This window comes from Cohaesibacter haloalkalitolerans (assembly GCF_003574655.1).
In the GTDB taxonomy this organism is placed as follows: Bacteria; Pseudomonadota; Alphaproteobacteria; order Rhizobiales; family Cohaesibacteraceae; genus Cohaesibacter; species Cohaesibacter haloalkalitolerans.
In genome coordinates this window covers 244,534-268,537 of record NZ_QNUM01000001.1, presented here as the reverse complement: position 1 = coordinate 268,537, position 24,004 = coordinate 244,534, and the positions used below count along the sequence as shown (strand labels likewise).

Sequence of the window (24,004 nt, the reverse complement as noted above, 5' to 3'; positions counted from 1 at the left end):
TCAAAGACTGAATGAAGACCCCTATTCCTGGAAGCCCCGGAAGTCTCGTGCTTTCGGGGTCTTTTTATGGGTGGGCCGTCTTTGGTCAGACTCTGTTCAGGCTATCGGCAGATTTTCCGGGCAACCGTTTCCAATCCCTGCTTGTGAATTCTCCTGCGTCCTGTAAAACAGGGGAAGACAGCATGACAAGGACAGCGCAGCAGTCTCGAGGACCATTGTGCCAAGAAAACTCCCCCCTTTCAGTGCTCTCAGGGCATTTGAAGCGGCAGCCAGAAACGGATCATTCGCGCGGGCGGCCGTAGAGCTAGACGTCACCGCCACCGCCGTCAGCCAGCATGTCAAAGGCATGGAAAGCTGGCTGGGTGAGGCCCTGTTCGAGCGTCATTCCAACGGCGTGGCACTGACGCCCCGTGCCGAAAGGCTTCTGCCCGAAGCAACCCGTCTGCTGGACGACATTGCCCGCCTGCTGCCCCCGGCAGCGCAGGAAGATCAGACCGTTTCCGTAACGATATCCGCACCCAGAGCCTTTGCTGACGGCTGGCTCGGCCCGCATCTGGCCGAATTCCAGACCGCCAACCCCGGCGTGATGGTACATGTGGAAACCGAAAATCGGCATGGCCATTTCGAAAGGGAACAAGACAGCGATCTGATCATCGCCCTTACGCCCACCGAGAAGAGCGGTTTGCTGTCCGAACTGCTGTTCGAGGACGCAATCATGCCGGTCTGCACCGAGCAATATCGCGATCTTCTGGGGTTGCGGTCGCTGGCTGACTGGACTGCGGTCACCCTGCTGCATGATGGCCTTTGGGAGGGTGATTGGCAGCAATGGAGCCAATTGCAGACCAGCGCGGCGTCAAAGCCGGCTACACTCGACTGGACTGTCGGGCCACGCTATCCCAATCACTGGCTGCTGCTGGAGGCTGCCCGGCAGGGCCGCGGGATCGCCATGGTTCACTTGGCGCTGGCTGCCACGTCTCTTGCCGATCATTCGCTCGTACCGCTCACCGAAGAGCCTGTCTCTACTGGCCAGAGTTACCATCTGATCCGGCATCGGGGCCATCGGTCGCCCGCCGCAATCCAACTGCGCGCCTGGTTGTTGCAGGCATTGAGAACGGCGGATCATCGCCCGGCAGTTTGTCCAGCTGTCTGATTGCCCGCTGCAAACGCCTCAAGAGGATTGCAAAGAAAAGAAAAAAGGAGACCCCCAAGCTGGAGCCTCCTTGAGAATGTGATCCATGGGCGTAGCACCAGCAGAGGAACGTCGAGGGGAGGAGAGAGACGCACTGGCAAGCCCGAACCACAAGGTTACAATCAATCTAGACTGCGCACATCGCGCGCACTTTGATCAAGGTCATTCTGGCGTTTCTATTGGTGTTAAACCTATGCGACGAAACAGCGCAGTTTGGAAAAATGCCTCATACTTTCGACATTTGCACTTTCCGTAAAGGGAAGATTGGAACCCGCAATCGCTCAGCAGACCATTCCGCTAACGTAAAGAGAAGGATTGAGGATTGCCGCTTGATGTCCTTTTCAATCCCTTGAAATATAAACGCATTCATATGCAGCCACAAAGGCGAAAAAAATCGCCCGGAATGGTCCGGGCGACGATCTTGTCCAATAAGATGGATTGGTTTCCCTTTACGATAAGGGAAACGGCATCAGCAACAGCTGTCTCAGATGCTACGGTCGAGACCTTCGCTATCGGAGGTTCCCTGCCCGCCTGCGTCGCCAGCGGCTTGTGGCGCGATTTTCGGGCCACCCTTGGCAACCCCGACCATCGCAGGGCGCAGCACGCGGGTGCCGATGACATAGCCCGCCTGCATCACCTGAATAACCGTGTTGTTCGGAACATTCGGGTTGGGCACTTCAAACATTGCCTGATGATAGTTCGGGTCGAATTTCTCGCCTTCCGGGTCGAGCTTCTTGACGCCATGCTTCTCAAGCGTCTTGAGCATTTCCCGTTCGGTCATCTCGGTGCCTTCGAGCAGCGCCTTCAGCGTGCCTTCCGCTGCGGCCTTTTCCTCGTCCGGGATCACTTCAAGACCACGGCGCAGGTTGTCGGCCACCGCCAGCATGTCGCGGGCGAAGCTGGCAACGGAATACTGCTTGGCGTCGCTGATTTCCTTTTCGGTGCGACGACGCAGGTTTTCCATCTCGGCAACGGTGCGCAGCAGATGGTCCTTCATTTCGGACGCTTCTTTTTCCATTTCCGCGATGCGAAGCTCTGCCGCTTCCAGCGGGTTGAGATAAGGCTCCGCTTGGGAAACCTCTTCAGCCGGAGCCTCGGCAAGCGGGTCTACGACAGCTTCGGAGTTACGGGTTTCGTCAGACATTTGTCAGCCTCTATTTGCTTGGTTGCCCATCAGTCATAATGAGCAGTATCAGTGCGATCCATAAGGTTGCCCCGGATATCGAGCTTTCTGGCACAAAAATCAAGGGCTCTGCGGCAAAGAGTTGGATAAAGCCCCATTATTGGCCCGATTGTGTCGTCACTCGTTGGTTTCAAACCGTCTTGCCGGATCCGACAACATGCTGCTAAGCACGCGCGCCGTGTAATCGACCATCGGCACGATGCGGGCATAGTTGAGCCGCGTCGGCCCGATGACGCCGAGCACGCCGACAATCTTCTGGTTGGCGTCGCGATAGGGCGAGACGATGACCGACGAACCGGACAGGGAAAACAGCTGGTTCTCCGAGCCGATATAGATGCGTACGCCGTCGCCCTTTTCGGCCAATTCAAGCAGCTGGATGAAATCCTTCTTGGATTCCAGATCATCAAACAGGTGCCGGATGCGTTCCAGATCCTCCTGGGCGCTGACGTTTTCCAGAAGCTTCGACCGGCCACGGATGATCAGACTCTGCGGATGATCGGCGCTGGCCCCTGCCCATGTCGCAACGCCGGATTCCACCAGCCTGGCAGTGAGGTCGTCAAGTTCGGCCTGCAGCTCGCCGCGATGGGTTTCGATTTCGCGCTGGGCCTCCGAAAGGGTCTTGCCGCGGATATGGGCATTGAGAAAATTGCTCGCCTCGGTGAGCGCCGAGGCCGGAAGGCCCTTGGGCAGGGTCATCAGACGGTTCTCGACCTTGTCATCCTCATCGACGAGGACCACCAGCGCCTTTGTCGCTTCCAGCCGCACAAACTCCACATGCTTGAGGCGCTGGTCCTGCTTGTTGGCCAGCACCAGCCCTGCCCCGGACGAAAGGCCGGACAGCATCTGGCTGGCCTTGGTCAACAGGGTTTCAAAGCCCGCATCGGGTTGATGGGAGGCAACCATCTGGCGCTTGATGGCATTGCGCTCGTCGTTGGACAGGTCGCCGAACTCCATCATGGCATCCACGAAGAAGCGCAGGCCCATTTCCGTCGGCAACCGCCCGGCGCTGGTATGGGGCGAATAGATCAGCCCCAACTGCTCCAGATCGGACATCACATTGCGCACCGAGGCGGGAGACAGCGAAATCGGCAGGGCGCGGGAGATGTTTCGCGATCCGACCGGATCACCAGTGGACAGATAGGATTCCACGATGTGACGGAAAATATCCTTCACCCGGTCATCCATTCCGATCAATGGCGGAATCTGATTGAGACGATCACGTTCAAACATGTCACTACCCGTATCAAGGCCGTCCGGTTCACAAGGTGATAAGGACAGGGCCGCTGCATCAAGACTGGCTATTTATGCCCCAAAAGCAGGAAAAGCTGCAAGCGCCCCTTGTCACTTGCCCCTCCCGCTTTTAAGAAGCCTTAGGAAACGCCACAAGGGCGCTCGTATCAGCTGATTCTTTCCCCTACTTGAAAGTATATAAGGGCGGAATCCTGCAGGAAAAGCTGTTTATCGCAGCAGATGACCTGAGCGCCAGATAATTTTTAATCTCATGAAAGCAAGGCAGGAGAGCATCATGCGCCCTTCCAAACGGAATCCCGACCAGAAACGCGTCGTCACCATGACCCGCAATGTCTCAAAACACGCGGAGGGCTCTTGCCTGATCAAATGCGGCGACACCCATGTGCTGTGCATCGCCAGCCTTGAAGAGCGCATTCCGCCCTGGCTGCGTGGGCAGAACCGTGGTTGGGTGACGGCGGAATATGGCATGCTGCCCCGCGCCACCGGCGACCGTATGCGCCGCGAGGCCAGCGCTGGCAAGCAGTCCGGCCGCACTCAGGAAATCCAGCGCCTGATCGGCCGCTCGCTGCGCGCAGTTGTCGATCTGGAAGCCCTCGGCGAGCGTCAGATCACCGTTGACTGCGACGTGTTGCAGGCCGATGGCGGCACCCGCACTGCCTCTATCACCGGCGCCTGGGTGGCGCTGAATGACTGCATCGAATGGATGCGCGCCCGGGGCATGATTGCGGCTGACGCCAAGGTCATCAAGGATCAGGTCGCAGCCATTTCCTGCGGCATCTACAATGGCACTCCGGTGCTTGACCTTGATTATCTGGAAGATTCCGATGCCGAAACCGATTCCAACTTCGTCATGACCGGCAAGGGCGGTATCGTTGAAATTCAGGGCACCGCCGAAGGCGAACCATTCTCCGAAGAGGAATTAGCCAAGTTGATGGCGCTTGCCAAGAAGGGCATCGGCGAACTGGTTGTCCAGCAGCTTGAAGCCCAGCCCCAGGAATAGCCTTCAAGAATAGCCTCAGGAGTAAAGCCGCATGGCGAACAAACTGACCGCAGACACCCCTCTGGTGGTGGCCAGCCACAACAAGGGCAAGATCCGCGAAATCAAGGATCTGCTTGGCCATTATGGTCTCAGCATCAAGACCGCAACCGAGCTGGAACTGGAAGAGCCGGAAGAAACCGGTATGACCTTCGAGGCCAATGCGGAACTGAAGGCAATGGCGGCGGCCAAGGCAACGGGCCTGCCGGCGCTTGCCGATGACTCCGGTTTTGCGGTCGATGCGCTGGATGGCGATCCGGGTATCTATTCCGCCCGTTGGGCCGGGCCGGACCGCGACTTCGCGCAGGCCATGCGCAACGTCGAGGAAAAGCTGCAGGCGCTTGGAGCCACCACGCCGGAAAAACGCGGCTGCCGCTTTGTCGCCGTTCTCTGCCTTGCCTGGCCGGATGGGGAAACCCAATTCTTCCGCGGCGAAGTGGAAGGACTGGCCGTCTGGCCACCGCGCGGTGAGAAGGGCTTCGGCTACGATCCGATGTTCCAGCCGGAAGGACATTCCATCACCTTTGGCGAAATGGAACCGACCCAGAAACACGGCTGGAAGCCGGGCGACCAGACGGCCCTGTCCCATCGCTCCCGCGCCTTCAAGCTGTTTGCCGATGCGTGCCTTGAAGGGTAACCGCCCATGGTGACAGGTGAGCTCATGCACCCTGACAATCAACAACTTGCAAAGCCGGGACCAGACAATCCCGGCTTTGGCATTTATCTGCACTGGCCTTTTTGCAAGGCCAAATGCCCCTATTGCGATTTCAACTCCCATGTGCGCCATCAGCCGGTGGATCAGGATCGTTTTGCTTCCGCAATGATTTCCGAACTTGAGCTCTATGCATCACGGCTGAAGGGCGCAGGGCGAAACGCGCCAGTGACATCGGTGTTCTTTGGCGGCGGCACACCTTCGCTGATGCAGCCAGCCATCGTCGGGCGCCTGCTTGATACCATCGCGAATTTGTGGACCGTGGCACCGGACGCGGAGATCACGCTGGAAGCCAACCCCACCTCGGTGGAAGCGGAGCATTTCAAGGGCTATGCCAGCGCCGGGGTCAATCGCGTCTCGCTCGGCGTGCAGTCGCTCTATGATGACCAGCTGCGGTTTCTGGGCCGGATGCACAGCGCCGAGGAAGCGAAAGCTGCCATCAAACTGGCGCAGCAGCATTTTGCCCGCATGTCATTCGATCTCATCTATGCCCGCCCCCACCAGACACCTGAGGCCTGGGCGAAGGAACTGGATGAGGCCATAGCGCTGGCCGCCGATCACCTGTCGCTCTATCAGCTGACCATCGAGCAGGATACCCCCTTCTTTGCGCTCTATCGCAACGGCAAGTTCGAGCTGCCGGATGAAGACACCTCTGTGGCGCTTTACGAGATGACCCACGAGCGGCTCGCCATGCATGGATTGCCAAATTACGAGATTTCCAATCATGCCCGGCCGGGTTATGAATCCCGCCACAACCTGACCTACTGGCGCTATGGCGACTATGTCGGCGTCGGGGCGGGTGCCCATGGACGGCTGCAACTGGCCAACGGCAGGCTGGCCACCAGCAACGAACGCCATCCGGAAAGCTGGTTGAAGCGCGTAGAGCAGCAGGGAACCGGCGCCATCGAGGAAGAAATCCTGACCCTTGAAGAGCAGAGCGACGAGTTTCTCATCATGGGTCTGCGTGTGCGGGAGGGCATTTCTCTTGGCCGCTACGAAAGGCTGGCCGGGCGCAGGCTGAACGACAAGCGCATTGGTGGACTGGTCGAGGAGGGGCTTCTGCTGCGCGAAGGCGACCGCATCCGCGCCACCCGTGCCGGTTTCCTCGTGCTCAATGCACTGGTCGCCGATCTGGCCAGTGGCTAGCGCGCCTCACCAGAACAACAGGCAATAAAAAAGGGAGCCCCGGGGCTCCCTTTTGCTTGACCGGTTGAAGGTCTTATTTCGGCAGGCCTGCGGCCGACATCGGTGCATCGCTGACAATGCTGGACGAGCCCTTGGAGATCTGCATGATGGCAAGGCTGCGCTGGGATGTGCCATCCCGGCGGAAGCGGAAGAAGCCGTCACCAAAGCCGATGAAGCCGTTTGGATCCGTCAGGGTGTCTGCGGCAAAGCGCCGTTCGCCAGCCTGTGCCACAAGGGCAGCGGCCAGAATCACGCTGTCATAGGCCAGCGAGGCAACACGCGGGGGCTCGGAGCCGAACTGCGCAGCATAGCGCCGGGCAAAGCTGTCAAAGCCGATGGTGCGGCCATCAAGATTGCGCAGCACCCGCGGCGGAGCCGGATACCAGGCGCCGTCCAGCATCGGTTCCCGTGTGATCGTCGGCTGATCCCACTGGCCGGTACCAAGGAAGGTGACGGACTTGTTGCGCACGCCCTGCCCGGCAAGGAGCTGGGCCGCTGAGACCGCTGCGGCTGCTTCCGGAACGAAGACGGCATCGATCTGGTCTTTGAGCTTGGCAATCTGCTCGGCAGCATTTTGCAGGCCGAACGGGTCAGGCTGGTTGCCGGACTTGTAATTCTCGATGGTCATGACACGCACGCCATAACGGGCTGCATTCTGACGCAGGGCCGCCTCGACGATATTGCCATATGGCGTCTGCGGCACAATCGCGGCAAGACTGCGCTTGCCTTGCGATGCGGCATAGGAAATGATCCGCTCGACATCATTCTCTGGCGAGAAGTTGATGAGATAGACGCCTTGGGCTGCTGCGCCCGTATCGGTCGTGAAGGCGATCATCGGCACACCGGCCGGTTTCAGCACCATGCCCGCCCGCTTGACCGCATCGGAGCGCAACGGCCCGATGACAAGCTGGGCTCCTTCGGCAAGCGCCTTGCTGGCCTGCTGCGAGGCTTCACTGGTGTTCTGGCCAACGTCCTTGACGATGACCTGCAGGTCGGCAGAGCTGTAATCCTGCAAGGCCATGGCGGCGGCATTGCGCAGCGCCTGACCGGACTGGCCAAAGATGCCTTGTGCAGAAATCGGAGCCAGCAGCGCAACCCGGACCGAGCCGGAGCCGAGCACTTCGCCCGTGGGTTCGGCAATGGTCAGCGGCTGGTTGGTGCCAGTGCCAAAGCCGGGGCCGGACAGGGTGGTCGGATTGCACGCGGCGAGCAGCGCTGTCACACCAACGACGGTGCCTGAAACAGCATGCTTGATCAAGCTACGCATATGCGGGCGAACGAGGGGGGACGAGCGAAAAAAACCTATCAATTTGGCCTCCAAATCAGACCGCATGTCCGTAGTGAGTGCTTTGTGTGTCGTGTCGAAATGGTTGTGGCCTATGGCAGCACATTCGAACAAGCTCGTAAAGAGCTATCTATGCACGAATGCGTCTCTGTATGATCTCAACACCGACGCACGTTTGTGTTCTTGATTTGTCAGAATTATGGTTCGATAACAAGCAAGTTGGACTTCAGACACGGAATAGTATGACATTTCAACAAAACTGTGGCCTATTTGTCGCGAAATATCCTGACCATGCACATCATCGGCAGCGCGGGTCGGGTCTGCCTCAGGCTTCAGCCAAAGGGTGAGGGCAGGGGGCAGCAAAGGCAAAAGACGGGTCGCCGGGGCTGGGTGATCCGCTTGAAAACAAGGCCACAACGAGGTGGGAATGAACGGCATAGACGAAAATGATCCTGACCATGAGCTTGCGGACAATCTGGCCGACGGGCCAGAGAACCGGCCAGAGGACGGGCCAGAGGCGGACGAGATGCAGGATCTGGACGATGCAGCCGGACACGGTCGCCGGGATTTCATCCTGCTTGGCAACAAGGCAACGGCACCAGGCCTTGCCACGGCGCTCTATATCGTCGCCACACCGATCGGCAATCTCAAGGACATGACGATCCGGGCGCTGGAGGTGCTGGCCGCCTGCGATATCATCGCCTGCGAGGATACCCGGGTGTCGCGCAAGCTATTGACCCATTATGGTATTCACACCCGCCTCATCACCTATCACGAACACAATGCCGACAAGCAGCGCCCCTATCTGCTCAACGCCCTCGGCGAGGGCAAGTCGGTGGCGCTGATTTCCGATGCCGGTACGCCGCTGCTCTCCGACCCGGGCTACAAGCTGGTCGCCGACATGCTGGCCGAGGGGCACGCCGTGGTGCCGATCCCGGGGGCCTCGGCGATGCTCTCGGCGCTGGTGGCAGGCGGTCTTCCCACCGACCAGATTCACTTTGCCGGCTTCCTGCCCCAGAAGGCCGGGGCCAGAGACCGCAAACTGGCCGATCTGGCCGATGTGCCGGGAACCCTCGTTTTCTATGAAAGCCCCCGGCGGCTCGGGGCTGTTCTGCCCGCCATGGCCGCGCTTCTGGGCGAGGGGCGCGAGGTGGTGGTTGCAAGGGAACTGACCAAGAAATTCGAGGAGTTTCATCGCGGAACGCTGCGGGAACTTGCCGACCACTATGCCACTGCCGACGCCCCGAAGGGCGAAGCGGTCATCCTGATCGGCCCCGCCGTGGAGCAGGAGCCGGATGAGGAAGACATCGACGCGATGATCCTTGCCGGCCTCGAGCGCGGGGAGCATATCAAAGCCCTGTCCGCCGAGATTGCCCAGAAAGTTGGGGCAAAGAAGAACGAGATCTACAAGCGCGCCCAGGAGCTGAAGGACGAAATGGCCACTGGCGACAGGACCTGATGCCATGGCAGAGCCAACCCAACCAACAACACCTGGCAAGGTCGACAAGACGCTGGACGGCTTGGGTCGAAAAGCCCAGCACCGCAAGGAAAGTTACGATCGGGGCCTGCGGGTGGAACGCTGGGCGGGCTGGATCATGCGCACCAAGGGGTTTGCCATCCTCAATCGGCGTTACAAGGCTCAAGGCGGCGAAATTGATCTGGTCTGCCGCAAGGATGACCTTGTGGTCTTTCTGGAGGTGAAATATCGCGACCGGATGGACGATGCCCTTTACGCCATCACGCCGCGCAATCAGGCCCGGATCGTTGCCGCCGCCGGGCACTATATCGCGCAGTTCGAGGACCAGAGCGTCGACAGCTATCGCTTTGACATCATGGCCTTTGCCAAGGGGGAGGGCCCAGTGCCGCACTGGTCCCACATCGAATCCGCTTTCGAAGCCTTTTGAGCCGGTTGCTGTCTGCATCTGCGCATCTTGAAATGTGGCTCCAAAGCGGACATATAGGGGGAGACATTTTTCTTCCGGACCAACGCTCCGGACCATCCCATCCTTTACAAGCCGGAGCATCCGTCATGGCTCAGTCCCGCACGCTCAAAGTCGCGTTTCAAATGGATCACATCAGAAGCATCAAGATCACGGGGGACTCCACCTTCGCCATGATGCTGGAAGCGCAGAAGCGCGGTCATGAGATCTTCCACTACACTGTCGATACGATGGCCATGGAAGATGGTGAGGTCTTTGCCACGGTCGAGCCGGTTGAAGTGCGCGACGACACCAGCAACTACTTCACCCTCGGCGAAGGGGTCCGCACCAATCTCGCCGATTTCGACGTCATCCACATGCGCCAGGACCCGCCGTTCGACCTTAACTATATTTCCGCCACCCACATGCTTGAGCGCATTCACCCCAAGACACTGGTGGTCAACGATCCGGCCAACGTGCGCAACGCCCCCGAGAAGATTTTCGTCACCCACTTCCCCGATCTGATGCCGCCGACCATCATCACCCGGTCGGAACAGGAACTGCGGGCTTTCAAGGCCAAGCACGGCGAAATCGTCATGAAGCCGCTTTACGGTCATGGTGGTGCAGCGGTGTTCCGCGTTGGTGAACATGACCAGAATTTTGGCTCACTGGTGGCACTTTTCGGCGACATTTTCCGTGAGCCTTGGGTTGCCCAGAAGTTCCTGCCCGACGTCAAGGCTGGTGACAAGCGTATCCTCTTGGTCGATGGCGAACCCGCCGGTGCCGTCAACCGCATTCCGGCTGATGATGACCTGCGCTCCAACATGGTGCGTGGTGGGGCTGCGGCCAAGACCGAACTGACCGAACGCGAAAAGGAAATCTGCGCCCGCATCGGACCGTCCCTCAAGGAGATGGGCTTCATTCTGGTCGGTATTGACGTCATCGGTGGCTATCTCACCGAAATCAACGTCACCTCGCCGACGGGCATTCGCTCCATCCAGAAACTGAGTGGCATCGATATCGCTGCCATGATCTGGGACAATATCGAGGCCAAACGCGCCTAGGATCCGGTTCTGAGGGGTAATCGCCCCTTTTGACAATGCTTGACCAGTTGCAGGACATATGTGTATCTACGGGTTCAAGAGACCTTGTAGGACCGCATTTGTCTTGCGCCTGGTGTGACCAGCCAGCCGCTATGCTTTGAATGAGGATAGCATGTCCCGACTGGTAACGCTGCGGGGGATGGCCCTGTGCGTCTCCCTCTCTGCCCTGATGTCTGCCGGTGTCGCCACCCGGACCGTTGCAGAAGATCTGCCGACCCTTCCCGCCGACAAGGCGACGCTTGAAGGTCTGGGCGCTGCGCTGTTTTTTGACGAAAATCTTTCCAGAAACCGCAATCAGGCCTGCGCCACCTGCCATGCGCCGGAAGCCGGCTTTGCCGATCCACGCCCCAATGGGCTCGATGGTCCAGCCGGACGCGCCGCATCGCTGGGTGATGATGACAGCTCGATTGGCGATCGCAACGCGCCAACCGCCAGCTATGCGGCCTTCAGCCCGAAATTCCACCGCGACAGGGAAGGCCACTTCGTGGGTGGCCAGTTTCACGATGGTCGCGAACCCGATCTGGAAGGGCAGGCTGGCGGGCCGCCGCTCAACCCGATCGAAATGGGCATGCCGGACAAGGCATCGGTCGTCGAGCGGCTCAAGGAGAATGAGGAATATCTCAACGGCTTCCGTCTGCTCTATGGCGCGGATGTCTTCGAGGAGCCAGATCGCGCCTATCGTGCCATGACCGAAGCCATTGCCGCCTTCGAGCGCACGGACTTCTTCAGCCCGTTCGATTCCCGATATGATCGCTATCTGCGCGGCGAGGTGGAGTTCACGCCTGACGAGGAACTGGGGCGGACGCTGTTCTTCTCCCAGCAGTTCACCAATTGCAATCTCTGCCACCAGCTACGCCAGCGGCCGGGCATGGAGAAGGAAACCTTCACCAACTACCAGTATTTCAACATTGGCGTGCCGGTGAACAAGGCCCTGCGGGCAGCCAATGGCAAGGGGCAGGGGTTTGTCGACCACGGCCTGCTTGAGAATGGCGCTGTTGATGATCCGGTCGAAGACGGCAAATACAAGACCAGCACCCTGCGCAATGTAGCTGTCACCGCCCCCTATATGCACAATGGGGTGTTCAACGATCTTGAAACCGTCATCCGCTTCTACAACAAATACAATTCAAGGGCGAAAAGCGCTGCGGTCAACCCGGAAACCGGCGAGCCATGGGGCGAGCCTGAGGTGACGGCAACCATCGACATGAAAAAGCTGACCGAAGGCCCTGCCCTTGATGACCGCCGCATCAAGGCACTGGTTGCCTTCCTCAAGACGCTGACCGACCAGCGTTACGAGCATCTGCTGGACGACTAGGCTCCGCCGACATTGCGGCGGGCGGGACGAGAAAGAAACAAGGACCATGCGTACACATCAGCAAAAGCCAAACGCCCCGGCTTTCCCGGCGTCGCCCTCCCCGACGTCTCCGGGCATTCGTTTTGCCATCCCGCCGCTGATCTTTGTTTTGTGTGGTGGCGGTGCGCTGGCGCTCGAATGGACTTTCTTCTTCGACATTGGCCCATTGTCTGCGGTCGGAGTGCCTGTGGTGGTGCTGGTCATTGCGGGGTTTCTCATCGGCATGGCGGGCTTTGCCTTCATGGGGTGGGGCTTTGTGCATTTCCGTCTGGTCGGCACCAGCCTCAACACGGCAGTGGCCGCATCCCGCCTTGTCGACGGCGGCGCCTTTCGCTTCAGTCGCAATCCCATGTATGTTGGCTTCGTGGTCATGCTGCTCGGTGGCACCATCCTGTTCGACAGCCTGCCCTTCCTGCTGGCGTTCCTCATCATGTTTGTCTATCTGGATCGCTTCGTCATTCCCCGCGAGGAAGCCTATCTCGGGGCAGCATTCGGTGCGGATTACGCCGACTATTGCGCCCGCGTGCGCCGCTGGATCTAGACTTCAGAAATCGAAACCCAACTGCCCCGGACTGCAGATGTTGCCCGGGGTGATGCCCTCATGCGCCAGCAGCCATGTCTTCAGTTCCAGCCCGCCTCCGAACCCCACCAGTGATCCGTCCGCTCCGATGACCCGGTGACAGGGGACAATGATCGGTAGCGGATTGGCATGATTGGCCATGCCGACCGCTTGGGCACCCTTGGGTTTGCCGACCCGCACGGCGATATCGCCATAGTTGGTCACGCTGCCATAGGGGATGGCGCAAAGCGCCCTCCAGACAGCAAGCTGGAAGGGAGAGCCCTTGAGCAGGTAGGGAACGGTGAAACGCTGCAGCGTCTTGTTGAAATAGGCATCAAGCTCGCGACGCACCTTGGCAAAAGCGTCCGCATCCTTGCGCCAGCGCACGTTAGCCAGCGCCGGTTCCCCCTCCTTTGGAAAGGTCAGCGCATGGATGCACTCCTGGCTGCCTGAAAGCAGCAGCGCCCCGATGGGGCTCTCATGGTAGCAAAAGCAGATGTCCTGTTCGGTCACGTGTCACCTGTTGGTTGGTTACCTTCACTGTAGCTGAATTCCTTGTGAAGCAAAAGCGTTTGTTCACATATTGTTCTTGAAGTGCAACCGAAAGCATCATAAAGTTGCCGAAACATCTTCATCACGTATAAATAGTTTTATGCATTTTCACTATCGAGTTCGCCATGGTTTCCCATGTTCAGACAGTTTCCTTTCAGGGCATAGCGGCAACGCCGGTGGATGTGCAGGTTCACGTGGCCTCCGGTTTGCCTGCCTTCACCATTGTCGGCTTGCCCGACAAGGCGGTTGGTGAGAGCCGTGAGCGGGTACGGGCGGCGCTTTCTGCTTCCGGCCTGTCGCTGCCACCCAAGCGCATCACCATCAATCTGGCTCCCGCCGACCTGCCCAAGGAGGGCAGTCACTTCGATCTGCCGATTGCCCTTGGCCTGATGGCCGCCATCGGCGCCATTCCTGCCGACTGTCTTGACGCCTTCACCGTGCTTGGCGAATTGTCTCTGGATGGTCGGCTGGCCGCCGTGGTCGGGGTTCTGCCTGCTGCCATTGCCGCCAATATCGAGGAGCGTGGGCTGATCTGCCCGGCTTCATGCGGGCCGGAAGCGGCATGGGCCGATCCGGACATGGACATACTGGCCCCCGACAGCCTCATTGCGCTGGCCAATCATTTCAAGGGCAGTCAGGTGCTCTCCCGCCCGAGGGCGTCGATTCGCCAACCCGGTGATTCCTTTCTCGACCTTCGGGACATCAAGGGTCAGGAGATGGCCAAGCGGGCGCTCGAGGTGACCGCTGCCGGTGGCCACAACATGCTGATGGTCGGCCCGCCCGGTTCCGGCAAGTCGATGCTTGCCTCTCGCCTGCCAACCATTCTGCCGCCGCTTACCCCAGCCGAGCTGTTGGATGTCTCGATGATCCATTCCATTGCCGGTCTGTTGCCCAACGGACAGTTGACCGCCGAGCGGCCGTTTCGCAACCCTCACCATTCCGCCTCCATGGCTGCCATGGTCGGTGGCGGCATGCGGGCCAAGCCGGGGGAAGTGGCGCTGGCGCACAATGGCATCCTGTTTCTGGATGAACTGCCCGAATTCTCGCCGCAGGTGCTCGACAGTTTGCGGCAACCGATTGAAAGCGGTGAGGCGGTGATCGCTCGGGCCAACCACCGGGTGACCTATCCGGCCCGCTTTCAGCTGATTGCCGCCATGAATCCCTGCCGTTGTGGCCATGCCGGTGAACCGGGCTATGTCTGCAAACGCGGAGCCCACTGTGCGGCCGACTATCAGGCGCGCATATCCGGGCCCTTGCTGGACCGGTTCGATCTTCGGGTGGAAGTGCCCGCGGTCTCGGCCAGCGATCTGATGCTGCCACCCGCAAAGGAGGGATCGGCCGAGGTCGGCGCTCGGGTCAGACAGGCGAGGAAGGTGCAGCGGGAACGCTTCGCGGCGCTCGGGGTCGGCCATATCATCACCAATGCCCAATGCCCGGCCAGCCTGATCGAGCAGATCTGCGAGCTGAAGGGAGACGCCCGCATTCTGCTTGCCCATGCGGCCGAGACCATGGCCCTGTCTGCCCGTGGCTATCACAGGGTGCTGAAGTTGGCGCGTACCCTTGCAGACCTTGCCGGACGTCCGCAGCCGGGCAGTGAGGAAATCGCCGAAGCCCTTGGTTATCGCGTGGCCACGCCATCGTTGGTGGCCTGAAAGGGGCACAGGAAGGTGGAGCAGGTCAATCTGAAAGGGAGCTGCCCGGCTTTTGTCGAGTGGAAGGAAGGTGGAGAGAGTGGGCTGATGTCGCTGCAAATTGCCAATGGTGGTCAGCAGGCGGTCAATCATTGGCCAGTCAGGGGGGCCAGTCAGGGGGCAAGTCGGCGATCAGTCGTAGGACTTCGAGGATCTCAGCTTCTTGATCGTGCCGCGCTTGGTCTTGCTGTCCATGCGGCGCTGTTTGCTGGCCTTGGTCGGCTTGGTGGCGATGCGCCGTTTCGGTCGATAGGCGGCTTTCTCGATCAGGGCAACAAGACGCTCGATGGCCTCTTCGCGATTTCTGGCCTGGGTGCGATGAGTTTGCACCTGCATCACCAGTTCGCCCTCCTGCGTCATCAGATGGGCAGCCTGCCGCCGAAGATTGGCCTTGATATAAGCTGGCAGGGACGGTGAGTTGCGCACATCGAAGCGCAATTCAACTGCTGTGGATACCTTGTTGACATTCTGCCCGCCCGGACCGGACGAACGAATGAAGCGCTCCTGCAGTTCGTCTGCATCGAGGCTCAGGCCTTCCTTGATGACTATGCGCTCGGACATGGGGGGCTCTGGGGTCGTTTAGGGCTTCTGGTCAAATTTCGTCAACAGAAGCCAGTCTTACCCCGAAATGTGCCGCGTTGCATCCCCTATCCGAATTTTTTGAGCAGCGAGATGATGGACCGGACGCCAGATTTACCCGGAAGATCGGAAAAGGAGCTGATTGCGGCCCTGCGCCCGATCTCCGAGAAGGTTGGATAGGGCGAGACATAGCCCGTTACGGCTTTGATATTCATCTTCTGCGAAACAATTAGCGCCCACATGTTGATGATCTCGCCTGCATTGGCGCCCACCACCGAAGCGCCGATCACCACACCCTTCCTGTTGAGGATGATCTTGATAAACCCGCCGGTCTGCCGCTCCGCCTGTGCCCGGTCGTTGTCGCCATAGGGCCAGCGCAAGATGCGGATCTTGCCGAATTTTTGGCGAGCCTGCCCCTCGTCAAAGCCCACATGGGCCAGTTCTGGGTCGGTGAAGGTCACCCGCGGCAGGATGCCGAGGTCTTCCTTGGCGCCGAGCCTGAACAGAATGTTGCGCACCACCAACCCGGCATGATAGCCAGCCACATGGGTGAACTGCATGCCGCCGGTTACATCGCCGATGGCATAGACCCGGCGGTTGCTGGTCCTGAGGGTCGGTTTGACGGCAATTCCGCGCCTGTCATAGCCAATCCCGGCGGCCTCCAGCCCGAGCCCGTCGACATTGGCTGTCCGGCCCGTCGCGACCAGCAGATGGCTGGCGTCGAGGATTTCCTCGTCCGTCTCGCCTTTGCCGTCTTCCCGAGGCACGCTAAAACGGATTCTTGCGCCGTGAGGATGGGCCTCCGGGTTGGTCGGCGGATCGATGCGGGTGATCTTTGCACCCTCGTGGATGGTGATCCCTTCGCGGCGCAGCCGGTTGCCGACCAGTGAGGAAAGTTCCGGGTCTTCTCTTGATAGCAGCGAGAAGGCTTCCAGCACGACGACCTCGGCTCCGAGCCGTCGCTGGGCCTGCGCCAGTTCCAGTCCGATCGGGCCACCGCCGATGATCACGAGCTTGTCCGGGCGCTCTGTGAGAGAAAAAAAGGTCTCGTTGGTCAGATAGTCGACAGTATCGAGCCCGCTGATGGGCGGAATGGCAGGCGAAGAACCGGTGGCGATGACGAAGGCACGGGCCTTGACCTCGATCTCCCCGTCGGCGCTGACCACGGTTCGCTTGTCCTTGAACCGGGCGGCAGACTTGATGACTCGCACACCCAGCGCTTCGAAGCGCTCGACTGAATCATTGGGTGCAATGGCCGCAATGACCGAGCGGATATGATCATGGACGGCCTGATAGTCGATTCTTGGCTCCACAGAACTCACCCCGAACCGGCTGGCTTCGCGCATGGACTGGGCGCGTTTTGCCGCAGCGATCATGGCCTTGGAGGGCACGCAGCCGGTATTCAGGCAGTCACCGCCCATGTCGCCCTTTTCAAACAACACAACTGTTTCGCCAAAGGCTGCCATCGCTGCCGCGACAGTCAGCCCTCCGGACCCTGCCCCGATGATACAGATGTCGGCTCGAAATTGCTCGCTCATGGCTTGTTCCAATCAGATGAGTGCCAGCATTAGTATTTATGACGCCTGTTCACGGGGTTTCTCAAGCGGATTCTGAACCGCCCCGTTTTCTTCGCCATGCCTTTAGGAGCGGCGGCAACAGGGAAACAACCCCCATTGCGACAAAGGCGGCGATCAGTTCGCCCGTGATCACCGAGCTGGTGTCGAGGGAAAGGGAACAAGCCGGGTCTTCCAGACAGGCAGGATTGCTCGCCAGCTGAGCGGCAATCACGCTGTCGAGCCCGGCACCCACCAGTGCATAGGCGAAGGTGCCGGGCAGGATACCGATAAGGGTCGCCACGAGATAGGTTCCGAGCCGCACCTCAAAGAGGGCGGGCACGATGTTGACCAGCCAGAAGGGAAACAGCGGCACAAGCCGCAGAAACAGCATGTAGCTGAAGGCATCCTGCCGGAAGCCGGAGGCAAACCGTTCGGCAAAGCTGCCTGCCCGTGCCCTGAGCGATGAACCGAAGGCCGAGCGTGCCGCAAGAAAGACCGCTCCGGCTCCGATCGTTGCCGCCAGAATCGTGGCAGTGCCCCCCACCACCCAGCCAAACAGCAGTCCGCCGACAATCGTCAGGAAGCTCGCGCCGGGAAAGGAAATCGCCACGGCCAGCGCATAGAGCAGCCCATAGCCGATGAGCGTCAGGGCGAAGTGATCGGCGACATAGCCGGAAAGCCTTTCGCGATTGCGGACAAGCGTTTCAAGGGTGAAATAATGGTGCCAGCCCTGCGAGAATCCGAACAGCATCAGGGCCAGCAGAATCAGCAACGGACTCCACTTTTTCAAAGTGCCTGCCATAGTCGATCCCTGACTGATTTGGTTGGCCTGATCGGTCATCAACACATGTCCTTGCTGCCTCTACAATGAAGGATAAGCCCTGAAGGCTAAATTCCAGATAAGTCGTATATAGCCTGAAAATTACGCCTTGAGGGGCCTCTCACCGTCATTTGATCGGCGGTTGATGGCGCGTCACGGCAGCGTGACCGGAACGCCTCATCATGTGATTATCGACGGTGTTTGCGGTGAATGAGTCGATTGTTGCGTGCAACAGGGGCAAAATTTGGCGTTTTTTCGTTGCTGACGATTGACTCAAAGCCCGCATCTCCGTATAAGCCGGACCAAGTGTATCAGGATAGCGGAAAGCGTCTCTCTGGAGGCGCTTCTTTTTACCGCTCTGGTAGGATTTGAGAAAATCAAATAAGGGGCCGCGCAAGCGGTATAAAGCCCATGAAACGGACTTATCAGCCAAGCCGACTGGTGCGCAAGCGCCGCCACGGCTTCCGGGCTCGCATGGCAACCAAAAATGGCCGTGAGGTCTTGGCTCGCCGCCGTGCAAAAGGACGCAAGCGTCTCTCTGCCTAAGGCAAATCGCATCAACCGCCAGAATTTAAGCTGTCGTGCTTCAAATCTGGCGGTTTTGCATGTCCGGGACAACCATTTTGCGAGGGTCTCCCTCTTGATGCTGTCCCAAGAAGCGCTTCAAGGAGGCAACATGCTTCGATTGAAAAAGCGCAGCGAATTCTTAGCCGCGGCCAAGGGGGGACGACTCTCGCGTCGCGGTTTTGTGCTTCAGGCCATCAAGCGCGTGCCAGAAGACAAGGATCCGGCTCGTGTCGGTTTCACGGTGACCAAGAAGGTCGGCAACGCAGTGATTCGCAACAGGGTGAAACGCCGGTTGCGCGAAGTGGCGAGACTTCTGGGGCCGGAGATTCTTCAATCCGGTTGGGACTATGTTCTCATCGGGCGTATAGGCGCGTTGCATCTGCCTTTCGATTCTCTCTGTGCAGATTTCAAGGGATGTGTGCGCGATCTTGCTTCTGGCAAGACCGATAGGGGACGTCGTACGCCCATTCGAACCGTAAAGGCCGACCAGTCATCAAGAAGCCCTTCTCAAACCGGCAAGCCGGGTTATGAAGAGGTGCAAGACCGGAACTGATCTCCTGTCTACGTCAGTCACGTCAGGATGCAGTTCATCAACAAGCTTACGAAATTGTCCTGATCCCTGCCACCGGGTAGCCGGGTCGAGGCGCTCAAAATGAAACGAAACACTTGACTCGGCAGCATCAAGCCGCCAATTGGGTGTGTATCAAGTCGGATTTGTCAGATCTTAACCACACGGGTCGGAAAGCAAGTTCGGCACTCAATAATGGGATGAAGAAAGTCGATGGAAAATAATCGCAATCTCTTCCTTGCCATTGCCCTGTCTTTCATTGTGTTGCTGGGATGGCAGTATTTTGTCGCCGGACCGCGCATGGAAGCAGAGAAGGCTCGGCAGGAACAACTTGCAGCCCAGCAGGCAGAGCAAGCAGGAACCACCGAACAGACCAACACCGCACCAGCTCCGGGCACGTCACCCGCAGCGGCAACGACGGCAGGCGCCGTTCCGCTCAGCCCGCAGGCAGCCCTGTCCCAATCGGCTCGCATCGATATCGATACGCCCAAGCTGTCCGGTTCCATCAACCTGACCGGCGCCCGTATCGATGACCTGCATCTGAACGAGTATCGCGAAACCCTGGACGAGGGCAGCCCGACCATCACGCTGATGGCACCTTCCGGCTCCCAGAACCCCTATTACGCCGAGTTCGGCTGGGTTTCCGGCTCCGGCGACATCGCCCTGCCAAACGCCAACACCGTATGGACTGCCCCTGAAGGCGCCAAGCTGACCCTTGACAAGCCGCTTGTGCTGACTTGGGACAATGGCACTGGCCTGACCTTCGTGCGGACCGTCTCTGTGGATAACAACTATCTGTTTACCATCGACCAGAAAGTTGAAAACACCACCGATGCAGCGGTTGCGCTTTATCCCTACGGGTTGATTTCGCGTCACGGCACCATCAATACCTCCGGCATCTACATTCTGCATGAAGGCCTGATCGGCGTTGATGGCGAAGACGGCCTGCAGGAAGTCAAATACAAGGATATTGCCGAGAAGAAGATCGAGCAGCCTTCCAAGACGGCAAAGGGCTGGGTTGGCATCACCGACAAATACTGGGCAACGGCCGTCATTCCGCCGCAGGGCCAGACCTTCCAGCCAAGCTTCCGCTACAATGAAATCGCCGGCAAGCCGGCCTATCAGTCCGACTATCTGGGCGATGCGGTCAATGTGGCCGCCGGTGCCAGCGTGTCCTACAAGACCAACCTGTTCGCAGGGGCCAAGGAAGTTGCAACTCTGCGCAAGGTTGAAGACACAACCAGCGCTCTCAACTTCGACCTGATGATCGACTGGGGCTGGTTCTACTTCATCACCAAGCCGATGTTCTGGGCCATCGACCAACTCTATGGTCTGGTCGGCAACTTCGGTATTGCCGTGCTGCTGATCACCGTCATCGTCAAGGCGATCTTCTTCCCACTGGCCAGCAAGTCCTATGCTTCCATGGCCAAGATGAAGCTGCTGCAGCCGAAGATGGAAGAAATCAAGAAGAACATGGGCGATGACAAGCAGGCTCAGCAGCAGGCTATCATGAAGCTCTATCAGGAAGAGAAGGTCAATCCGCTGGCTGGCTGTCTGCCGATCGCCATTCAGATTCCGGTCTTCTTCTCCCTCTACAAGGTGCTCTACACCACCATCGAAATGCGCCATGCGCCGTTCTTTGGCTGGATTCAGGACCTGTCCGCTCCGGACCCGACCAACCTGTTCACCCTGTTCGGTCTGGTTCCGTGGGATACGCCTGCCTTCCTCGCCATCGGCATCTGGCCGCTGATCATGGGTGTGACCATGTTCGTTCAGATGAAACTGAACCCGACGCCTCCGGATCCGACCCAGAAGATGATCTTCACCTGGATGCCGATCATGTTCACTTTCATGCTGGCCCGCATGCCGGCCGGTCTGGTGATCTACTGGGCATGGAACAACTCGCTGTCCATCATCCAGCAGGCAACCATCATGAAGAAGCATGGGACCAAGATCGAGATCTGGCAGAATATCAAGGATACCTTCTCGCGCTCGAAGCCGAAGAGCGAATAGGCTCGGGATCCCTGAAAGAAACAATCGGGCGGCCATTGGCCGCCCTTTTTGTTGCAGTAAAACAACGCCGGATGGCAACTGCAGCCAGAAGGCGGCTGAAACGCTGGACCTCTCCGGCAATCGTGCTATTCTGCGTCTGTCCTGCCCATTCTTGCAACCAAGAGCGAACCGGTTCGATGAACAACTGACCGCAACAGATCCGATCCTTGCCGCCCGCCGTCCTCGCCCGTTTCAGGGCTCGCGAGAGGGCGGATGCGCGTGATGCATCTGTTGCCCGCCGTCCCGTTCATCAGTCTTCCCAGCCAAAGGGTTCCGTCTCATGCAAGACCAGCTTTTCACCTATCCAGACCCGGATGATCCCTATCCGATTCCTGCCTTCAAACGCACTGCCTTCCTCAAGCCCCTGATCACCAACCCGCTGATTGAAGTGGGTGACTACACCTATTATGATGACCCGGAGGCACCGGAAGCCTTCGAGCACAAGAACGTGCTCTATCATTATGACTTCCTCGGAGATCACCTGATCATCGGCAAATTCTGCGCTCTGGCCACTGGCGTCACCTTCATCATGAACGGTGCCAACCATGATATGCGCGGCATCTCCACCTATCCCTTTGCCATCATGGGCGGTAGCTGGGGGGAAGGGTTCGATATTGATGCCTTCCGGCAATTGTCCCGTGGTGACACCCGTCTCGGCAATGACATCTGGATGGGGCGCAATGCTCGGGTCATGCCCGGCGTGACCATCGGGTCCGGGGCTATCATTGGCGCCGAGGCTGTTGTGGCCAGCGACGTGCCGGACTATGCCATCGTTGTCGGCAATCCGGGACGGGTAATCCGCAGGCGCTTTGCGGATGATGTGGTGGAGCGTCTGCTGGCGCTGGCCTGGTGGGATTGGCCCATCGAGCAGATCACCCGCCATCGCCAACTGATCCAGGGGGCCGATGTGGCAGCACTGGAAGCGGCTTGCCAGAGCTTTTCGAGCGGCGAAGGCGCATAGAACTCGCTTTCGCGCTTGTTTCCCTGTAAAAGGCAGGCTAACCAAAGCCTGCCCTTTCCCTTTTGAAGACCGCTTAGGAAGACCGCACCGATGACCGAAGAACATGATGAGGATATCGCTCCCACTGCTGAAGGCGCCTCCAGCCTTGCTGAGCTTGTGGGTGATGATGAGGTAGATCCGGCTCTGGCCGAGCGTGGCCGCTTGCTGTTTGCCCAGACCTGGGACTTCATGTGGGGCACGAAATTCTTCCACCAGTTACCGCCGATCGAGGGGGTCGAGGTGGCCTTTGCCGGTCGCTCCAACGTTGGCAAGTCGTCCTTGCTCAATGCCATCACGGGGCGCAAGACCTTGGCGCGCACCTCCAACACGCCCGGCCGCACCAAGGAGCTCAACTTTTTCCGTCCCGAGAAGGAAGCCTCGCTGGTGATCTGCGACATGCCGGGCTATGGCTATGCCAAGGCGTCCAAGAAGGAAGTCGCCGCCTGGAACGAGCTGATTCTGGACTATCTGCGCGGTCGCCCGAACCTGCGCCGGGTCTATGTGCTGATCGACAGCCGTCATGGCCTCAAGGAAAATGACACCGAAGTCATGACCACGCTGGACAAGGCCGCTGTCAACTATCAGGTGGTCTTGACCAAGGTGGACAAGACCAAACTGTCGGATCTCGTGAAGGTGATGGAGAAGGTGCAGCTCGGCCTGAAGAAGCGGCCTGCGGCGCATCCGGAAATCCTGCTGACATCTTCCGACAAGAAGATAGGAATCAATCGGTTACGGGCAGAAATGCAGCTGTTGGCAGACGGTATGTGATTTCGATGTCCAAATAATGTTTCATGAACGGTGATAAATTCGGCATATCACTCCGTCTTTCTTGCGTCTCGTGAAATAAGACGCTATACAGCGGTCTCAGTTTTCCAACCTGCTCGAAGTAGAGAAGCGCCATGTCCGAGACATCCACTCCATCCAGCTCCCCGGCCAATCGTGCCAGAACCATTTCTGAAGCGCTTCCCTTCATGCAGCGCTATGATGGCCAGACGGTCGTGGTCAAATACGGCGGTCATGCCATGGGTGAAGCCGAACTCAGCCAGGCCTTTGCGCGTGACATCGTGCTGCTCAAGCAGGCTGGCGTCAAACCCGTCGTGGTGCACGGCGGAGGTCCGCAGATCAAGTCGATGCTCGACAAACTCGGAATCAAGTCCGAGTTCAAGGGTGGCCTGCGCGTGACCGATGCCCACACGGTGGAAGTGGTCGAGATGGTGCTGGCTGGTTCCATCAACAAGTCCATCGTGCGCAACATCAATGCCGAAGGCGGCCGGGCCATCGGCCTGTGCGGCAAGGATGGCAACATGGTGCTGGCTGAAAAACTGACCCGCACCATCCGCGACCCGGACAGCAAGATCGAGGAAGTGGTGGATCTGGGCTTTGTGGGCGACCCCAAGAAGGTGGACCGCTCCGTGCTGGATATCGTGGCCAAGGACGCGCTCATTCCGGTGATTGCACCGGTCGCGCCGGGCATTGACGGTGCTACCTACAACATCAATGCCGATACCTTTGCCGGTGCGATTGCCGGTGCGGTCGACGCCAAGCGCCTGTTGTTCCTGACGGATGTTCCGGGCGTGCTGGACAAGGAAGGCAATCTCATCAAGGCCCTGACAATCACCGAGGCCCACAGGCTGATTGCCGATGGCACGATCTCCGGCGGCATGATCCCGAAGGTTGAGACCTGCATCGATGCGCTCAACAAGGGCGTCGAGGGCGTCGTCATTCTCGATGGCAAGGTGCCCCACGCGGTGCTTCTGGAGCTGTTCACCGAAGGTGGCGCGGGCACTCTGTTGACGCGCTGAGGTTCGTCCTTACAAGGCTGTATTAAGTCAATTTGATAAAC

The 24,004-nt window shown here is 59.0% G+C and carries 23 protein-coding genes; 16 read left to right on the top strand and 7 right to left on the bottom strand.

Going from position 1 to position 24,004, the window contains the following annotated elements; genetic code table 11:
* The first annotated feature begins 217 nt into the window (after positions 1–217).
* On the top strand, positions 218–1,150 hold the full coding sequence (locus tag DSL70_RS01190; RefSeq protein WP_119306059.1) for a LysR substrate-binding domain-containing protein: 933 nt from the start codon (positions 218–220) through the stop codon (positions 1,148–1,150).
* 523 nt (positions 1,151–1,673) lie between these two features.
* On the opposite strand, the gene grpE is transcribed toward DSL70_RS01190, so the two are convergent.
* Together grpE and hrcA are read right to left on the bottom strand one after the other, a co-directional pair.
* Positions 1,674–2,333, bottom strand: a complete 660-nt coding sequence (grpE, locus tag DSL70_RS01185; RefSeq protein ID WP_119306058.1) for a nucleotide exchange factor GrpE — start codon at positions 2,331–2,333, stop codon at positions 1,674–1,676.
* A 156-nt stretch (positions 2,334–2,489) separates the two neighbouring features.
* Complete coding sequence (hrcA, locus tag DSL70_RS01180) at positions 2,490–3,602, bottom strand: heat-inducible transcriptional repressor HrcA (protein WP_119306057.1); 1,113 nt, start codon at positions 3,600–3,602, stop codon at positions 2,490–2,492.
* A gap of 295 nt (positions 3,603–3,897) precedes the next feature.
* Between hrcA and rph the strand changes: the two genes are divergently transcribed.
* The 3 genes from rph to hemW are packed head-to-tail and all read left to right on the top strand — an operon-like array spanning position 3,898 to position 6,517.
* The gene (rph, locus tag DSL70_RS01175; protein ID WP_119306565.1) at positions 3,898–4,623 is read left to right on the top strand and encodes a ribonuclease PH; all 726 of its coding nucleotides are present in this window, start codon (positions 3,898–3,900) and stop codon (positions 4,621–4,623) included.
* A gap of 31 nt (positions 4,624–4,654) precedes the next feature.
* On the top strand, positions 4,655–5,296 hold the full coding sequence (gene rdgB, locus DSL70_RS01170) for an RdgB/HAM1 family non-canonical purine NTP pyrophosphatase (protein WP_119306056.1): 642 nt from the start codon (positions 4,655–4,657) through the stop codon (positions 5,294–5,296).
* A 24-nt stretch (positions 5,297–5,320) separates the two neighbouring features.
* On the top strand, positions 5,321–6,517 hold the full coding sequence (gene hemW, locus DSL70_RS01165) for a radical SAM family heme chaperone HemW (protein ID WP_162916269.1): 1,197 nt from the start codon (positions 5,321–5,323) through the stop codon (positions 6,515–6,517).
* A gap of 73 nt (positions 6,518–6,590) precedes the next feature.
* On the opposite strand, the gene DSL70_RS01160 is transcribed toward hemW, so the two are convergent.
* Positions 6,591–7,865 (bottom strand): penicillin-binding protein activator, encoded by a 1,275-nt coding sequence (locus DSL70_RS01160; protein ID WP_162916268.1) that lies wholly within the window; start codon positions 7,863–7,865, stop codon positions 6,591–6,593.
* 403 nt (positions 7,866–8,268) lie between these two features.
* Between DSL70_RS01160 and rsmI the strand changes: the two genes are divergently transcribed.
* The 5 genes from rsmI to DSL70_RS01135 all read left to right on the top strand — a co-directional run bounded on the left by rsmI (position 8,269) and on the right by DSL70_RS01135 (position 12,758).
* Positions 8,269–9,300: a 16S rRNA (cytidine(1402)-2'-O)-methyltransferase gene (gene rsmI / locus DSL70_RS01155; RefSeq protein ID WP_245418055.1), complete on the top strand. Its 1,032-nt coding sequence runs from the start codon at positions 8,269–8,271 to the stop codon at positions 9,298–9,300.
* A 4-nt stretch (positions 9,301–9,304) separates the two neighbouring features.
* Positions 9,305–9,745 carry a YraN family protein gene (locus tag DSL70_RS01150; RefSeq protein WP_119306053.1) on the top strand — a complete coding sequence of 147 codons (441 nt, stop codon included), beginning with the start codon at positions 9,305–9,307 and terminating at the stop codon, positions 9,743–9,745.
* Positions 9,746–9,870: 125 nt separating this feature from the next.
* Positions 9,871–10,824, top strand: a complete 954-nt coding sequence (gene gshB, locus DSL70_RS01145) for a glutathione synthase (RefSeq protein WP_119306052.1) — start codon at positions 9,871–9,873, stop codon at positions 10,822–10,824.
* Between the two features lie 208 nt (positions 10,825–11,032).
* Entirely contained in the window at positions 11,033–12,178 is a 1,146-nt protein-coding gene (locus DSL70_RS01140) for a cytochrome-c peroxidase (protein WP_245418083.1), read from the top strand.
* 46 nt (positions 12,179–12,224) lie between these two features.
* Complete coding sequence (locus tag DSL70_RS01135; protein WP_119306050.1) at positions 12,225–12,758, top strand: methyltransferase family protein; 534 nt, start codon at positions 12,225–12,227, stop codon at positions 12,756–12,758.
* Positions 12,759–12,761: 3 nt separating this feature from the next.
* Here DSL70_RS01135 and DSL70_RS01130 read toward each other — a convergent pair whose 3' ends face one another.
* On the bottom strand, positions 12,762–13,289 hold the full coding sequence (locus tag DSL70_RS01130) for a methylated-DNA--[protein]-cysteine S-methyltransferase (protein WP_205563124.1): 528 nt from the start codon (positions 13,287–13,289) through the stop codon (positions 12,762–12,764).
* A 164-nt stretch (positions 13,290–13,453) separates the two neighbouring features.
* Between DSL70_RS01130 and DSL70_RS01125 the strand changes: the two genes are divergently transcribed.
* Positions 13,454–14,980 (top strand): YifB family Mg chelatase-like AAA ATPase, encoded by a 1,527-nt coding sequence (locus DSL70_RS01125; protein WP_119306049.1) that lies wholly within the window; start codon positions 13,454–13,456, stop codon positions 14,978–14,980.
* Between the two features lie 171 nt (positions 14,981–15,151).
* On the opposite strand, the gene arfB is transcribed toward DSL70_RS01125, so the two are convergent.
* From arfB to DSL70_RS01110, 3 genes are all read right to left on the bottom strand, one after another.
* The gene (gene arfB, locus DSL70_RS01120; RefSeq protein ID WP_119306048.1) at positions 15,152–15,580 is read right to left on the bottom strand and encodes an alternative ribosome rescue aminoacyl-tRNA hydrolase ArfB; all 429 of its coding nucleotides are present in this window, start codon (positions 15,578–15,580) and stop codon (positions 15,152–15,154) included.
* 86 nt (positions 15,581–15,666) lie between these two features.
* Positions 15,667–17,136: a dihydrolipoyl dehydrogenase family protein gene (locus DSL70_RS01115; RefSeq protein WP_119306047.1), complete on the bottom strand. Its 1,470-nt coding sequence runs from the start codon at positions 17,134–17,136 to the stop codon at positions 15,667–15,669.
* 61 nt (positions 17,137–17,197) lie between these two features.
* On the bottom strand, positions 17,198–17,995 hold the full coding sequence (locus DSL70_RS01110; protein ID WP_119306046.1) for a TVP38/TMEM64 family protein: 798 nt from the start codon (positions 17,993–17,995) through the stop codon (positions 17,198–17,200).
* Between the two features lie 390 nt (positions 17,996–18,385).
* On the opposite strand from DSL70_RS01110, the gene rpmH reads away from it, so the two are divergent.
* From rpmH to argB, 6 genes are all read left to right on the top strand, one after another.
* Entirely contained in the window at positions 18,386–18,520 is a 135-nt protein-coding gene (gene rpmH / locus DSL70_RS01105; RefSeq protein ID WP_119306045.1) for a 50S ribosomal protein L34, read from the top strand.
* 130 nt (positions 18,521–18,650) lie between these two features.
* A complete protein-coding gene (rnpA, locus tag DSL70_RS01100; protein WP_119306562.1) occupies positions 18,651–19,094 on the top strand; it encodes a ribonuclease P protein component in 444 nt (147 codons plus the stop codon).
* Between the two features lie 228 nt (positions 19,095–19,322).
* Positions 19,323–21,122: a membrane protein insertase YidC gene (gene yidC, locus DSL70_RS01095; RefSeq protein ID WP_119306044.1), complete on the top strand. Its 1,800-nt coding sequence runs from the start codon at positions 19,323–19,325 to the stop codon at positions 21,120–21,122.
* 319 nt (positions 21,123–21,441) lie between these two features.
* Positions 21,442–22,122: a CatB-related O-acetyltransferase gene (locus tag DSL70_RS01090; RefSeq protein WP_119306043.1), complete on the top strand. Its 681-nt coding sequence runs from the start codon at positions 21,442–21,444 to the stop codon at positions 22,120–22,122.
* Between the two features lie 90 nt (positions 22,123–22,212).
* Positions 22,213–22,929: a ribosome biogenesis GTP-binding protein YihA/YsxC gene (gene yihA / locus DSL70_RS01085; RefSeq protein ID WP_119306042.1), complete on the top strand. Its 717-nt coding sequence runs from the start codon at positions 22,213–22,215 to the stop codon at positions 22,927–22,929.
* A 131-nt stretch (positions 22,930–23,060) separates the two neighbouring features.
* Positions 23,061–23,963, top strand: a complete 903-nt coding sequence (argB, locus tag DSL70_RS01080; protein WP_119306041.1) for an acetylglutamate kinase — start codon at positions 23,061–23,063, stop codon at positions 23,961–23,963.
* Positions 23,964–24,004 lie beyond the last annotated feature (41 nt).